At 65.3% G+C, this 12,117-nt stretch carries 11 protein-coding genes; 2 read left to right on the top strand and 9 right to left on the bottom strand.

The window, feature by feature from the left end; all coding sequences use genetic code 11:
- The first annotated feature begins 117 nt into the window (after window positions 1–117).
- Entirely contained in the window at window positions 118–585 is a 468-nt protein-coding gene (locus CVS48_RS19180) for an Lrp/AsnC family transcriptional regulator (protein WP_100855828.1), read from the top strand.
- Between the two features lie 20 nt (window positions 586–605).
- On the opposite strand, the gene CVS48_RS19175 is transcribed toward CVS48_RS19180, so the two are convergent.
- The 8 genes from CVS48_RS19175 to CVS48_RS19140 all read right to left on the bottom strand — a co-directional run bounded on the left by CVS48_RS19175 (window position 606) and on the right by CVS48_RS19140 (window position 9,382).
- Window positions 606–1,778: a metallophosphoesterase gene (locus CVS48_RS19175; protein WP_100855827.1), complete on the bottom strand. Its 1,173-nt coding sequence runs from the start codon at window positions 1,776–1,778 to the stop codon at window positions 606–608.
- 82 nt (window positions 1,779–1,860) lie between these two features.
- Window positions 1,861–3,096, bottom strand: coding sequence for an alpha-hydroxy acid oxidase (locus tag CVS48_RS19170; protein ID WP_100855826.1), 1,236 nt, complete (start codon window positions 3,094–3,096; stop codon window positions 1,861–1,863).
- A gap of 137 nt (window positions 3,097–3,233) precedes the next feature.
- Window positions 3,234–4,106 carry an archaetidylserine decarboxylase gene (gene asd / locus CVS48_RS19165; protein WP_100855825.1) on the bottom strand — a complete coding sequence of 291 codons (873 nt, stop codon included), beginning with the start codon at window positions 4,104–4,106 and terminating at the stop codon, window positions 3,234–3,236.
- Window positions 4,107–4,216: 110 nt separating this feature from the next.
- Complete coding sequence (locus tag CVS48_RS19160) at window positions 4,217–5,848, bottom strand: ATP-binding cassette domain-containing protein (RefSeq protein ID WP_100855824.1); 1,632 nt, start codon at window positions 5,846–5,848, stop codon at window positions 4,217–4,219.
- A gap of 329 nt (window positions 5,849–6,177) precedes the next feature.
- Entirely contained in the window at window positions 6,178–7,059 is an 882-nt protein-coding gene (locus CVS48_RS19155; protein ID WP_100855823.1) for an HpcH/HpaI aldolase/citrate lyase family protein, read from the bottom strand.
- A 92-nt stretch (window positions 7,060–7,151) separates the two neighbouring features.
- Window positions 7,152–7,868: a response regulator transcription factor gene (locus CVS48_RS19150; protein WP_100855822.1), complete on the bottom strand. Its 717-nt coding sequence runs from the start codon at window positions 7,866–7,868 to the stop codon at window positions 7,152–7,154.
- Window positions 7,869–8,219: 351 nt separating this feature from the next.
- A complete protein-coding gene (locus CVS48_RS19145) occupies window positions 8,220–8,705 on the bottom strand; it encodes a hypothetical protein (RefSeq protein WP_100855821.1) in 486 nt (161 codons plus the stop codon).
- A gap of 77 nt (window positions 8,706–8,782) precedes the next feature.
- Entirely contained in the window at window positions 8,783–9,382 is a 600-nt protein-coding gene (locus tag CVS48_RS19140; RefSeq protein WP_100855820.1) for a GNAT family N-acetyltransferase, read from the bottom strand.
- A gap of 108 nt (window positions 9,383–9,490) precedes the next feature.
- On the opposite strand from CVS48_RS19140, the gene CVS48_RS19135 reads away from it, so the two are divergent.
- Window positions 9,491–10,729, top strand: a complete 1,239-nt coding sequence (locus CVS48_RS19135; protein WP_100857748.1) for an NAD(P)/FAD-dependent oxidoreductase — start codon at window positions 9,491–9,493, stop codon at window positions 10,727–10,729.
- A 9-nt stretch (window positions 10,730–10,738) separates the two neighbouring features.
- Here CVS48_RS19135 and CVS48_RS19130 read toward each other — a convergent pair whose 3' ends face one another.
- Window positions 10,739–11,869 (bottom strand): 3-deoxy-7-phosphoheptulonate synthase, encoded by a 1,131-nt coding sequence (locus tag CVS48_RS19130; RefSeq protein WP_100855819.1) that lies wholly within the window; start codon window positions 11,867–11,869, stop codon window positions 10,739–10,741.
- Between the last annotated feature and the right edge of the window lie 248 nt (window positions 11,870–12,117).

Raw genomic sequence — 12,117 nt, 5'->3', positions numbered from 1 at the left:
GTTGTCGGTTGCTACGGTTCTGCATGCCGCGAATTTTATTGGAATAAAATAAGGGATTACGCCGATATTTCCTTATTCCATCAAAGTCCGAATGCCGTAAGGCAGAACTTGATTCCGATGCCAGACCTAGACGATCGCGACCGAAAACTATTAACGTTGCTGGCGGACGACGCCACGCCCAGCTACGCCGAGCTAGGCAAATTATTGAACCTGTCGGCCCCGGCGGTGCATGAACGGGTCAAGCGCTTGAAGCGCGACGGGCTGATCAAAGGCATTGCCGCCCGGCTGGATGGCGCGCGCATCGGCCGGCCCTTGCTGGCCTTCGTGCATGTGGACACCGCCAACTGGACGATCACGCAACAGGTGCTGGGCCTGGCCGAGCTGACCGAGGTGGAAGAGATCCACACCATCACCGGTAAAAGCGCCATGCTGCTGAAAGTGCGGGTGCGCGACACGCAGGCGCTGGAGCTGCTGCTGGCCCGCATCCACCAGATTGACGGCATCACCAACACCACCAGCGACATCGCGCTGACCAGCTACCTGGAGCGCGGCCCCTTGCCCGACAACGCGCCGCAGGCGGACTAAGCGCCTCGGCGCGTTGCCATTCAGGCGCGCCCCGACGCCGTGCGCAGGCGCAGACGCGTGATTTCAGACGGCGCGCCCAGCCGCTTGGGTGGCCCCCAGTAGCCGGTGCCCCGGCTGGTATAGACCCACATCTTGCCCAGCCGGTGCAGCCCCGCCGTGAAGGGCTGCTGGAAGCGCACGAAGAACCCCCAAGGAAAAAACTGCCCGCCATGCGTATGGCCCGACAACTGCAAGCTGTAGCCCAGCGGTTCCGCCGCGGCCGCGCTGCGCGGTTGGTGCGCCAGCAGGATCTTGGCGCAGGCGTCGGCGGGGGCGCCGGCCAGCGCGGCCTTGGGGTTGCTGCGGTGCTGCGGATCGAACGCGCCAGCGCCGAAATCCGTCACTCCCGCCACTACCATCGGCAAGCCCGACGGGTGGATGACCGCATGCTCGTTCAACAGCACGCGCAGGCCCATTCGGCGGAATTCGGCGATCCAGGGCGTGGCGCCTGAATAATATTCATGGTTGCCCGTCACCAGGTACACGCCGTAAGGCGCGCGCAGCGACCCCAGCGGGCTGGCTTGTTCGGCCAGGTGCTCGACGCTGCCGTCGACCACGTCGCCGGTGATGGCGATGACGTCGGGCAGCAGCTCGTTCACGGCATCGACAATGGCCTGTACGTATTGCTTCTTGATGGTCGGGCCGACGTGGACGTCGCTGATCTGCACGATGGTGAAGCCGTCCAGGTCTTGCGGCAAGCCGGCAATGGGCACGTCCACATCCACCACCCGCGCCCGGCTGCGCGCGTTGTAGAAGCCGACCAGCGTGCCCGCCAGCGCCAGCGCGGCAACCGCCCACGCGCTGTAGCGGCGCAGGTCCAGCCAGGGCAGGCTGGCGTTGGCCAGCAGCGTCACCAGCCAGGTCAACAGTAGCGCGGCATCCCGGATGACGGTCAAGACGAACAGCGACGAAAACAGTCCCATGGCGATCAGGCCGACCCACGCAATGCGGTCGCCCCAAGGCGGATTCACCGAAGAGCGAGCCAGCATCCCCATGGGAATCAGGATGCACGACAGCAGCAGGGCGATGATGGCGGCGGCCGCGCCGGTGGCGGGCAACTGCGCGTCCGGGATCAAGCGCGCGCCGACATAGACGTGGGCCAGCGCGCCCAGTGTCAGAAAGCGCAGGAAGAACGAGGATTGGCGTAGGGACACGGCGGGTAGGAGGCAGGCCAGGGAACCGCCATTCTATGCCGCGTCGCGCTGCCCGGCCGTGTCCGGTTCAGCAACAGGCCGTTCAGTGGCCGCCGGGCCCGTCACGCCAGAGCAAGTCCGCATTCATTTCCCGCAGGCTGTTGATGCCCAGCATTGCCATGTTGCGGTCGACTTCCGCGCGCAGCAGGTGGATGGCGTGCGCCACGCCTGCCTGCCCGCCGACCGCCGCCGCATAGTTGAACGGCCGGCCCACGAACACAAAGCGCGCGCCCAGCGCCAGCGCCTTCAAGACGTCGCCACCTCGCCGCACGCCGCTGTCCATCATCACGGTCATGCTGCCCGCCGCGTCAACCACGCGGGGCAGCGCGCGCAGCGGCGAGATGGCGCCATCCAGTTGGCGGCCGCCGTGGTTGGACACAATGACGCCATCGATGCCGTGCTGGCGCGCAAGCGCCGCGTCTTGCGGATGCAGGATGCCCTTGATGATCAAGGTGCCCGGCCACTGGCGGCGTATGCGCGCCACATGTTCCCAATTCAGGTGATCGCGCGCGGTGAAGTCGCGCAGCACGGACGCGGACACGATGGGCGCGCCGCGCGTGGCGAATGAATTTTCAAAATGCGGCATGCCGTGAGCCAGCAAGGTGCGCAGGAAGGTACCCGCCAGCCAGCGCGGCCGGGTCAAGCCGTCCCACGCCAGGCGCAGGCTGGGTTTGAGCGGCGTTGAAAAGCCGGTACGCACATTGTTTTCGCGATTGGCGGACACGGGGATGTCGACGGTCAATACCAAGGTTTCATAACCGGCGCGGCGTGCCCGGTCGACCAAGGCGTCGATTTTTGCGGGATCGCCCGGCAGATAGGCCTGGAACCAGGTGCCGGGCGCTTCGCGGATCACGTCTTCCAGCGGAATCAGGGACGTGCCACTGAGGATGGCGGGAATGCCTTCTTCGCGCGCGGCGCGGGCCAGCACCACGTCGCCCCGGTACGCCGACAAGGCGCTGATGCCCATGGGGGCGATACCGAACGGCGAGGCGTAGCTTTGCCCGAAAATTTCCGTGCTTTGTGTGCGGCGTGACACGTCAACCAGTACGCGGGGCGCGAAGCCGTACTGGGCGAAGGCGCGGCGGTTGTCGTGCAACGAATGGTTGTCTTCCGCGGCGCCCGCCACGTAGCCGAAGATAGGCCGGGGCAAGCGCTTGCGCGCCGCGGCTTCAAAGTCATCCAGGCTAAGCATGCGGGCAAGCGCGCGCGGCACGGTGGCGGCTGCGCTGGTGGTCGGCGTGCTGTCGGGCGTAGGAACGGGCAGGGCGTTGGAAGTCATGGCGGGCCGGTAAAAGCCCGTAATCTAACAACCCTGATTTATCGATGAAAGCGAATAGATTGCTACATACCTATTCGCTTTTTGGAATCAACTTGCAGGCGGCGTGCAAGCGGCGTGCAAGCGTATTCCGGTGCGGGTCAGGGCCGGGCGACAGGCAGGGCCAGCAGTTCACCCATGCGCACGGGGCCCAGCACTGACGGCGTGTCGGCCCAACGGATCTGGTTCGGACCAAACAGCACAATGGCGGTCGAGCCCAGCTTGAAGCGGCCCATCTCCGCGCCTTTCTCCAGATGGATCGGCGCGCGTGCGGCGGCGTCATAACGCACCGACTTCACGCGACGCTTGAAAGGCGTGACCAAGCCGGCCCAAACCGTTTCAATCGACGCGACGATCATCGCGCCCACCAACACCACCGCCATGGGGCCGAGCTCGGTGTCGAATATGCACACCACGCGCTCGTTGCGCGCGAACAGGCGCGGCACGTTGCGGGCGGTCAGCGGGTTGACCGAGAACAAACGGCCCGGCACATGCACCATTTCGCGTAGCGTGCCGGCCACCGGCATGTGCACGCGGTGGTAGTCCTTGGGCGACAGGTAGACAGTGGCGAATTCACCACCCTGGAACGGCGCGGCACGTTCCACGTCGCCGCCCAGCAGGTCAACCAGACCATAGCTGTGGCCCTTGGCCTGGAAGATGCGCCCTTGCTCGATGGCGCCCAATTGGCTGATGGCGCCGTCGGCCGGACAGAGCACCGAACCGGGTTCATCGTCGAGCGGGCGCGCGTCGTCTTTCAGCGCGCGGGTGAAGAAGTCGTTGAAGCAGTCGTAGGCCAACGGGTCTTCTTGCAAGGCTTCGCGCATGTCCACGCCGTACTTGCGGACAAAGCGCGAAATCATCCAATTCTTGACCGCGGGTTCCCGGCAGTCTGAGGCGTATCCGAAGAAGCGCGACACCAGGTGATGCGGCGCAAGATACTGGCTGGCGAGAAATAGTTGGTCTTTGATCGTCATCTACGAGCGCTGAAAAAACTCGTCCCGCGTACAGCGGGACGGGGTTGAAGGTTGCCGTGCAAGCGACGCATCGAAGGCGCCTGCCGGCAATTCGCGGGATTGTAACGCGATCAGGCGGCTTTGGCGGCCAGTTTGGTTTTGTAGAGCCAGTCTTTGTAGTCGTCCAGGTCGCCATCGAACGGTTTGACGACGCCGTCGGCCACGATGATGAACTCGTCGGTGGTGGCGCGCAGCAGATGGCGATCGTGCGAGACCAGCATCAAGGTGCCTTCGAACTGCGCCAGCGCCGTGGTCAGCGCCTCACGCGTTTCCAGGTCCAGGTGGTTGGTGGGCTCATCCAGCAACAGCAGGTTGGGGCGCTGCCAGACAATCAGCGCCAGCGCCAGGCGCGCTTTTTCGCCGCCGGAGAAAGGCGCGATGGAACTGGTGGCCATGTTGCCGTTGAAGTTGAAGCTGCCCAGGAAGTTGCGCAGCTCTTGCTCGCGCACGGTGGGTGCAAGCTTCATCATGTGCCACAACGGTGATTCGTCGTGACGCAGCATTTCCACCTGGTGCTGGGCAAAGTAGCCGATGGACAGGCCCTTGTTGAACTGCGTGTCGCCGCCCAGCGTGGCCAGCTCGCCCGCGATGGTCTTGATGAACGTGGACTTGCCCGCGCCGTTGATGCCCAGGAGCCCGATGCGCTGGCCGGCCTGAAGCGAAAAATTGATGCCCGACACAATGATCTTGTCGGACACGGCCTGCGTGTCTTCGTCTTCCACTCGGTAACCGGCACTGACCTTGTCCATGGTCAGCAAGGGGTTAGGCGCGCGCAGGGGCTCGCGAAATTCAAACGAGAATTCGGCGGCGGCGCGCAGCGGCGCCACTTCTTCCATGCGGGCCAGCGCCTTGATGCGGCTTTGCGCCTGACGCGCCTTGCTGGCCTGGGCCTTGAAGCGGTCGATGAACGATTGCAGGTGCGAACGTTGCCGCATCTGCTTTTCCATCATGCCTTGCGCCAGTTCCAACTGGGCGGCGCGCTGGCGTTCAAACGACGAGTAGTTGCCCGAGTAGCGCTTGAGCTTGCGCTCGTCGATATGGACGATGACGTTGACCACGCCATCCAGGAAGTCGCGATCGTGCGAGATGACGATGAGCGTGCCCGGATAACGCTTGAGCCAGTCTTCCAGCCAGATGATGGCGTCCAGGTCCAAGTGGTTGGTGGGCTCGTCCAGCAGCAGCAGGTCGGACGGGCACATCAGCGCTTGCGCCAGGTTCAGGCGCATGCGCCAGCCGCCGGAAAAGCTGGTCAGCGGCAGATGCATCTGCTCTTGCGTGAAGCCCAGGCCGGTCAGCAACTGTTCGGCGCGCGAATGCACCGTGTAGGCGTCGGCATCGGCCAGTGCGGCGTAGATGTCGCCCATGCGCAAGCCGTTTTCGGCGCTTTCGGGTTCGGCTTCCAACGCCGCCAGTTCCGCTTCCAGCTTGCGCAAGGTGACGTCGCCGTCAATTGCGTATTCGATGGCGGGGCGGTCCAGCGCGGGGGTTTCCTGCGCCACGTAGGCCATGCGCCAGCTTGAAGGGTAGTCAAGGTCGCCCTGGTCCGCGTGCAGCGTGCCGCGCAGTAGGCCGAACAGGCTGGACTTGCCGGCGCCGTTGGCGCCGATCAGGCCGATCTTGTCGCCGGGGTTCAAGAGCAGGTCGACCTTGTCGAGCAAGGGCTTGACGCCGCGCATGAGTGAAACTTGTTGGAAGCGGATCATGAATCTTGGGGCAGGGGGTGGCGCGGCAGGCGCGCGGCGAGGCTCCCGCCACAAGGCGCGGCGCAAAAAAGGGAACCGGGTGGTTCGCGCGCGCAGCCACGACACAGCAGGCGGACATCGGCGCGAAAAGGTGAAGAGACACGCCCCAGGCATGGGGCGTCGTCCAATCGTGGGCAGTATTGTACCGGGCCGCGCGCATCGGCGCAGATGCAGCCCGTTTTACAGGTGGCGTTCGAGCGGGTTTCGCGGCCGCGACGGCTGCTTAGGCGTGGGGGCAGTGAGCGAGATGGCGGCGTAGGCGCGGGGTTGCCGCCCGCAATGGCAGCGGCCTAAGAGTGGGAAGCCGTGCCCGCGATGGAGGCGGCCAGGGCAAGCACGCGCTCGGCCTCTTCGGCGTGCAGGTTTTCGACTAGCGCGCCGTCCACCACGGCCACGCCCTGGCCGGCGGCCTGTGCCTGGCGCCAGGCGTCCAGACGCTTGCGCGCTTGGGCCAGTTCGTTGTCGGTGGGCGCGAACGCGGCGTTGGCGGCGGCGATCTGCTTGGGATGGATCAGCGTCTTGCCGTCAAAGCCCTGGTCGCGTCCTTGCTGGCACGCAACGGCGTAGCCCGCGTCATCGTTTAAATCCAGGTGTACGCCGTCCAGAACCGCCAGGCCGTATGCGCGCGCGGCCATGACGGCCAGCGATCGCGCCAGCAAGGTTTCCTCACGGCCGGGCGTATGGCGCGCGTGCAGGTCCTTGACCAGGTCTGACGTGCCCACCACGATGGCCGCCAGCCGGGAGTGGCCGCCGGCAATGGCGTCCAGCCGCAAGAAGCCCAGCGGCGTTTCCGCCATGGCCCACAACGGCAGGTCGCGCGGCGCGCCGGCGGCGTCCAGCGCCTGGGCCAGCGCGGCCAGTTGGGCGGCGGACTGCACCTTGGGCAGCAACACGGCGTCGGCGCCGGCCTGCGCAATGGCGACGACGTCGTCGTGGCCCCACGGCGTGTCCAGCGCATTGATGCGCACGATGCACTCGCGGCGTCCGTAGCCGCCTTGCTTCAAGGCCGCGGTAACCTGCGCGCGGGCCTGTGCCTTGGCGTCGGGCGCCACGGCGTCTTCCAGGTCAAGAATCAGGGCATCGGCGTCCAGCCCACGGGCCTTGTCCAAGGCGCGCGCGTTGGCGCCGGGCATGTAGAGAACGGAGCGGCGGGGGCGGACGGCAGGGCGCATGGAAAGAGAGCCTGAGAAAGAATGTCGGGGAACGAAAGCCGGGAGCGAACGCCTGGAAACCAAAGCCCGGAACGCAAGCCTGTGAACAAATATCAGGGTTTGGCGCTGCCTACGACCTGAACGGGCGTGGTGCACACATAGCCCACACCATACACGGTGCGTATGCCCAGGTCGCCCGCGGCCTGCGCACGCAATTTGCGGCGCAGCCGATGCATGTGCGCGTCCAGCCGATGCGTGTCGTAGGCGTCGATGCTGGCGCCCAGCGCCTCGACCAGCCGGCCGCGCGACAGGGGCAGCGGCGCCGCCTGGATCAGCGCGCCGATCAGCCGGCTTTCAGTGTCGGTGATGTCCACGCACACTTGCCCGGGCGACACCAGGGTGCGCCGCGCGGGATCAAATCGCCAGGTGTTGCCACCGGCGTCGTCGGCCTCTGCGGGCACCACGCGCAGCCGGCGCGATAGCGACACCAGGGTGGCTCCCAATTCGGCCAGATTGACGGGTTTGGTCAGGTAGTGATCGGCGCCCAGGCTCAGGCCCGACACCTTGTCTTCACTGAGCAGGCGGCCGGTCAGCATCACGATGCCCATCGACGGATAACGGGTGCGCAACTGCGAGATGCGGGTCAGCGCGTCGCCATCGGGCAGCATGGCGTCCAGCACCAGGATGCCCGGCGTCACGGACCGCATCAGTTGATCCAGTTCGGCCAGCGATCCAGCCGTGAGGATGGCTTTGTCCAGCCCCAGATCCTGGATGTACTCGACGATCGTGTCGCGCCAGTCGCCGTGATCATCGACAACGATAATCGTCACGGCGCGGTCTCCGCTCGCGTTTGCACGCGACGCGATTCAAGGGCAAACACGCTTTTCGCTCCTGACATGCTACGGGTTCTGTTTGAGATAAGCGTCCGCTAGCGTGGGGACAAGCCAGGCGGCGGAACGCATGAAACGTTTCGTATCGTTGATGCCTGCGGAGAATATCATCATCGATGTCGCGGCGGTGCAGCAAGCCTTCCGGATGCCATCCAGGCCAGCGGGAATTTGTGCCTGATCAAATATTGCGCAGGCCGGACAGCATGCTGGGAAGGGCCGCCAGAGGCGCTTCGCCGCGCGCCTTATCCACAGAAATTGTGGATAAGACACCCGTGCCTGGCTCCATCCGATTTATGTAGGCAGATACTCGATGGGCACGCCTGCCGGCACCTTGCGCATGCGGTCACGTTCGATACGCGCCGAGGCAAAGCGCGTCTTGCGCGCGGCCGCGTTTTGCAGCAACACCGACAGCACCGCGCCCTTGTCCTGGATCCATTGTTTTTTGCCGCGCAGCAATTTCATTGCATTCTCGGCATTGCCCAGGCGGTAAGCCATGGCGTTGATCTGAACTGAGGTCTTGCCGTCGAACGCGGCCGGTTCCTGCTCGGTGATGGCGGCGGCATCCAGGTTGCTGCTTTCGTGGTCCACCCGATAGATGAACTTCAAGCCGCTGTGCGGATCTTGCGCCACGATGAGCTTGTCCGAGCCCGAAACATCGGAAAGCATGCCGATGACGGGCGATTCAACCAGTTGGTTGCCGCGCTGTTCTTCCGTGTAGATAAAAATGCTGTGCCGTGCAGCGGAGACTGCGGCGGGAATGAGGGGAGTGCTATCCATACCTGACTTGAAAAGGGCGTCCCGGACAACACTGTCCGGCGATGAAAAGGAACGTGGCGCGGAGCCCGGCGCAAGCCCTAGCGCGGCCAGGCCAATCGCGCCAGCAAGCGTGATTTGACCGATGGCCATTCGTCGTCGAGGATCGCGAAATAGACCATGTCGCGCGTGCGCCCCGACTGTGAAATCAGATGCTTGCGAAACACGCCTTCCTCGACCGCACCTAGGCGCAAAATGGCCGCGCGAGACTGGGCATTGCTCAGTTCCGTCTTGAAAACGATGCGTATGATACCAATTGTTTCAAAAGCGTGCCGAAGTAATAAGAACTTGGCTTCCGTGTTGGCGCCGGAACGTTGGCAGGCGGGCGTCAGCCAGGTGGCGCCGATCTCCAGCCGCTTGTGCGCCAGCGCAATATCCATGTAGCGTGTGGCGCCAATGATCTGCCCGGTGCTTTGCTGCACGATGACGAAGGGCAGGCAGGCGCCCGCCTGCGCGGCTTCCAACGCGCGCGCCACATACCGCCGCATGTCGTCGACCGTTGCGATGGGTTCCGGCTGCAAACGCCAGAGTTCGGGATGCAGGCCCACTTGCGCCAGCGCATCGGCATGGTGCGCGGCCAAGGGTTCCAGGCGAACGATGTCGCCATGGAGCGTGACGGGGTGCAAGGGCGGTAAGGGCATGGCGTGGTCCGGAGGGCGGGCAAGGGCGGGAAAGCACAACGCGGGAGCGGCGATTCTACGCTGGCGCGCCCTTGCCGAACACGGGGGGCAAGGCGCAGAATGCGGCGCATGAAAACAGACGTTGTGGTTCTGGGTGCGGGCATCGTCGGCGTCAGCACGGCGCTGCATTTATTGGCGCGCGGACGTTCCGTGGTGCTGCTTGACCGCCGTGGCCCCGGCGAGGAAACCAGCTACGGCAATGCGGGTCTGATCGAACGGGCCAGCGTCATTCCCTATGCGTTTCCGCGTGATTGGCGCAGCCTGTGGCGCTATGCACGCAACAACACGCCCGACGTGAGCTATCACGTGCGCTTTCTGCCGCGCGTGGCCCCCTGGCTGCTGCGCTACTGGTGGCATTCATCGCCCACGCGGCTGGCGCGCGCGGCCGAAGCGATGCTGCCGCTGATCGAGCGCAGTGTGGCCGAGCACGACGCGCTGAAAGACGATGCGAACCTCTCGCCCTTGTTCCGCCGCACAGGCTGGATCGATGGGGTGCGGTCCCAGGCGGGCCTGACGCGCGCTGTTGCGGAAGCCGAGTCGCTGGCGCCGTACGGGCTGAACTACCGAGTGCTGGACCGGCAGGCGCTGACGGCGCTTGAGCCGTCGCTGTCCGAGCGCATGGTGGGCGCCGTGCACTGGCTGGACCCTGTCAACGTGTCTGACCCCGGTGCGGTGACGCGGGGGTATGCGGCCCTGTTCCAGCAGCGCGGCGGGCAATTGCTGCGAGGCGATGCGCGCACCCTGAAATCGGCCGGCAGCCAGGGATGGCAGGTGCAAGGCGATGACGGCCGCATCGACGCCCGCGACGTGGTCGTGGCGATGGGGCCTTGGTCACCCGATGTGTTGCGGCCCTTGGGCTACCGCATTCCCATGGCGGTCAAGCGCGGCTATCACCAGCACTTCGCGCTGGAAGACGGCGCCACGCTGACGCACCCGGTAGCGGACATCGACAGCGGCTTTGTCGTAACGCCAATGACGTTGGGTGTGCGGCTGACCACCGGGGCGGAATTCGCGGCGCGCGATGCGCCGCCTTCGCCGATTCAGATTCAGCGTACGCGCGCACTGGCCAGCCAGTTGCTGCCCTTGGGCGCGGCGGTTGAAAAAGAACCCTGGATGGGATGCCGCCCCTGCATGCCTGATATGCGGCCGGTGATCGGGCCCGCGCCTCGGCACACCGGGTTATGGATGGCGTTTGGTCACGCGCATCACGGCTTTACGCTGGGCCCGGTGACCGGCAAGCTGCTTGCCAGCCTGATCACGGGCCAGGCGCCGGACGTGGATCCGGCGCCGTATGCCTTATACCGCTAAGGAATTTTCTTAGCGCTTGGTGGCGATGGCGCGGCGCTGACGCACCGCCTGCGCCAGCGTGTCCAGCACCGGCTCCGTCTGGGTCCAGCCCAGGCAGGCGTCGGTGATCGACACCCCACGGCGCAGGGGCTGGCCGGGCTTCAGGTCCTGGCGGCCTTCTTCCAGATGGCTTTCGATCATGACGCCGGTGATGCGGGTGTCGCCCTGCGAAAGCTGCGCGGCGATGTCTTCGGCCACGTCGATCTGGCGCAGATGCGACTTGTTGGAGTTGGCGTGCGAGCAATCGATCATGACCTGCTCACGCTGGCCGGCGGCGCGCAGGGCGGCGCAACAGGCGTCAACGCTGGCCGCGTCATAGTTCGGGCCTTGCTTGCCGCCGCGCAGGATCACGTGCGTGTCCTGATTGCCGCGCGTTTCAAAAATGGCGGCCATGCCCATCTTCGTCATGCCCATGAAGGCGTGCTTGGCGCTGGCGGCCACCATGGCGTCGGCGGCAATCTGCACGCCGCCGTCGGTGCCGTTCTTGAAGCCCAGCGGGCAGCTCAGGCCGGAGCTCAGTTGGCGGTGGCTGGGGCTTTCGGTGGTGCGTGCGCCGATGGCGCCCCAGGCGATCAAGTCCGCGATGTACTGCGGGCTGAGCAGGTCCAGGAATTCGGTGGCAATGGGCAGGCCCAGGCCGCTGATGTCCAGCAACAGTTCGCGGGCACGGCGCAAGCCTTCGTTGATACGGAAGCTGCCGTCAAGGCGAGGGTCGTTGATGTAGCCCTTCCAGCCCACGGTGGTGCGCGGCTTTTCGAAGTAGACGCGCATGACGATCAGCAGGTCTTTCTTGTGCTGGTCGACCGCGGCGCGCAGCTGGCGCGCGTAGTCCATGGCCTGGCCATGGTCATGGATGGAGCAGGGGCCGACCACGATCAGCAGGCGGTCGTCACGGCCATGCAGCACGTCGGCGATCTCGGCGCGGCTTTGCTCGACCAGGTTCTGGATGGCGGGGGATACGGGTAACTCGTCCTGCAGGAGCGCGGGCGAAATCAACGGACGCACGGCGCTGATGCGGGTATCGTCGGTGCGCGTGTTGTCCTGGGTGGAGTCGGCCGTGCCGACCTCGCGGTCGTGCTGGGGGTCGTCAATGCGGGTCAAGGGGGGCTCCGTGCCGTAGATGCGCTAATGCGCTGGATGCGTGATGGCCGCCATTATCGCACTGGCCGCGCAGGCCCGCAGCCGGAGGGCTGCCACCCTCTGGCGGAGCCATGCGCGTTGCGTATCGACAACGGGCCGAGGCAAGAGCGGGCAGGTGTTCCCAAACCTACGCCTATCGGGGGGGAAATCGCCGTAGCCCTTTCTCCGCGACGACAGATCGCGCGCGAATGCCGTAGCATGAACCCCCA

The sequence above is a fragment of the Achromobacter spanius genome (genome assembly GCF_002812705.1).
Lineage (GTDB): Bacteria > Pseudomonadota > Gammaproteobacteria > Burkholderiales > Burkholderiaceae_B > Achromobacter > Achromobacter spanius.
The sequence above is the reverse complement of the archived record's forward strand: the minus strand, read 5'-3'. Positions and strand labels throughout refer to the sequence as shown.

What these genes read in the sequence shown, in the direction of transcription:
- CVS48_RS19180 (WP_100855828.1), top strand. Translation starts at nt 118, where the DNA reads ATGCCAGACCTAGACGATCGCGACCGAAAACTATTAACGTTGCTGGCG.
- CVS48_RS19170 (WP_100855826.1), bottom strand. Translation starts at nt 3,096, where the DNA reads ATGACTTCCAACGCCCTGCCCGTTCCTACGCCCGACAGCACGCCGACC.
- asd (WP_100855825.1), bottom strand. Translation starts at nt 4,106, where the DNA reads ATGACGATCAAAGACCAACTATTTCTCGCCAGCCAGTATCTTGCGCCG.
- CVS48_RS19160 (WP_100855824.1), bottom strand. Translation starts at nt 5,848, where the DNA reads ATGATCCGCTTCCAACAAGTTTCACTCATGCGCGGCGTCAAGCCCTTG.
- CVS48_RS19155 (WP_100855823.1), bottom strand. Translation starts at nt 7,059, where the DNA reads ATGCGCCCTGCCGTCCGCCCCCGCCGCTCCGTTCTCTACATGCCCGGC.
- CVS48_RS19145 (WP_100855821.1), bottom strand. Translation starts at nt 8,705, where the DNA reads ATGGATAGCACTCCCCTCATTCCCGCCGCAGTCTCCGCTGCACGGCAC.
- CVS48_RS19140 (WP_100855820.1), bottom strand. Translation starts at nt 9,382, where the DNA reads ATGCCCTTACCGCCCTTGCACCCCGTCACGCTCCATGGCGACATCGTT.
- CVS48_RS19135 (WP_100857748.1), top strand. Translation starts at nt 9,491, where the DNA reads ATGAAAACAGACGTTGTGGTTCTGGGTGCGGGCATCGTCGGCGTCAGC.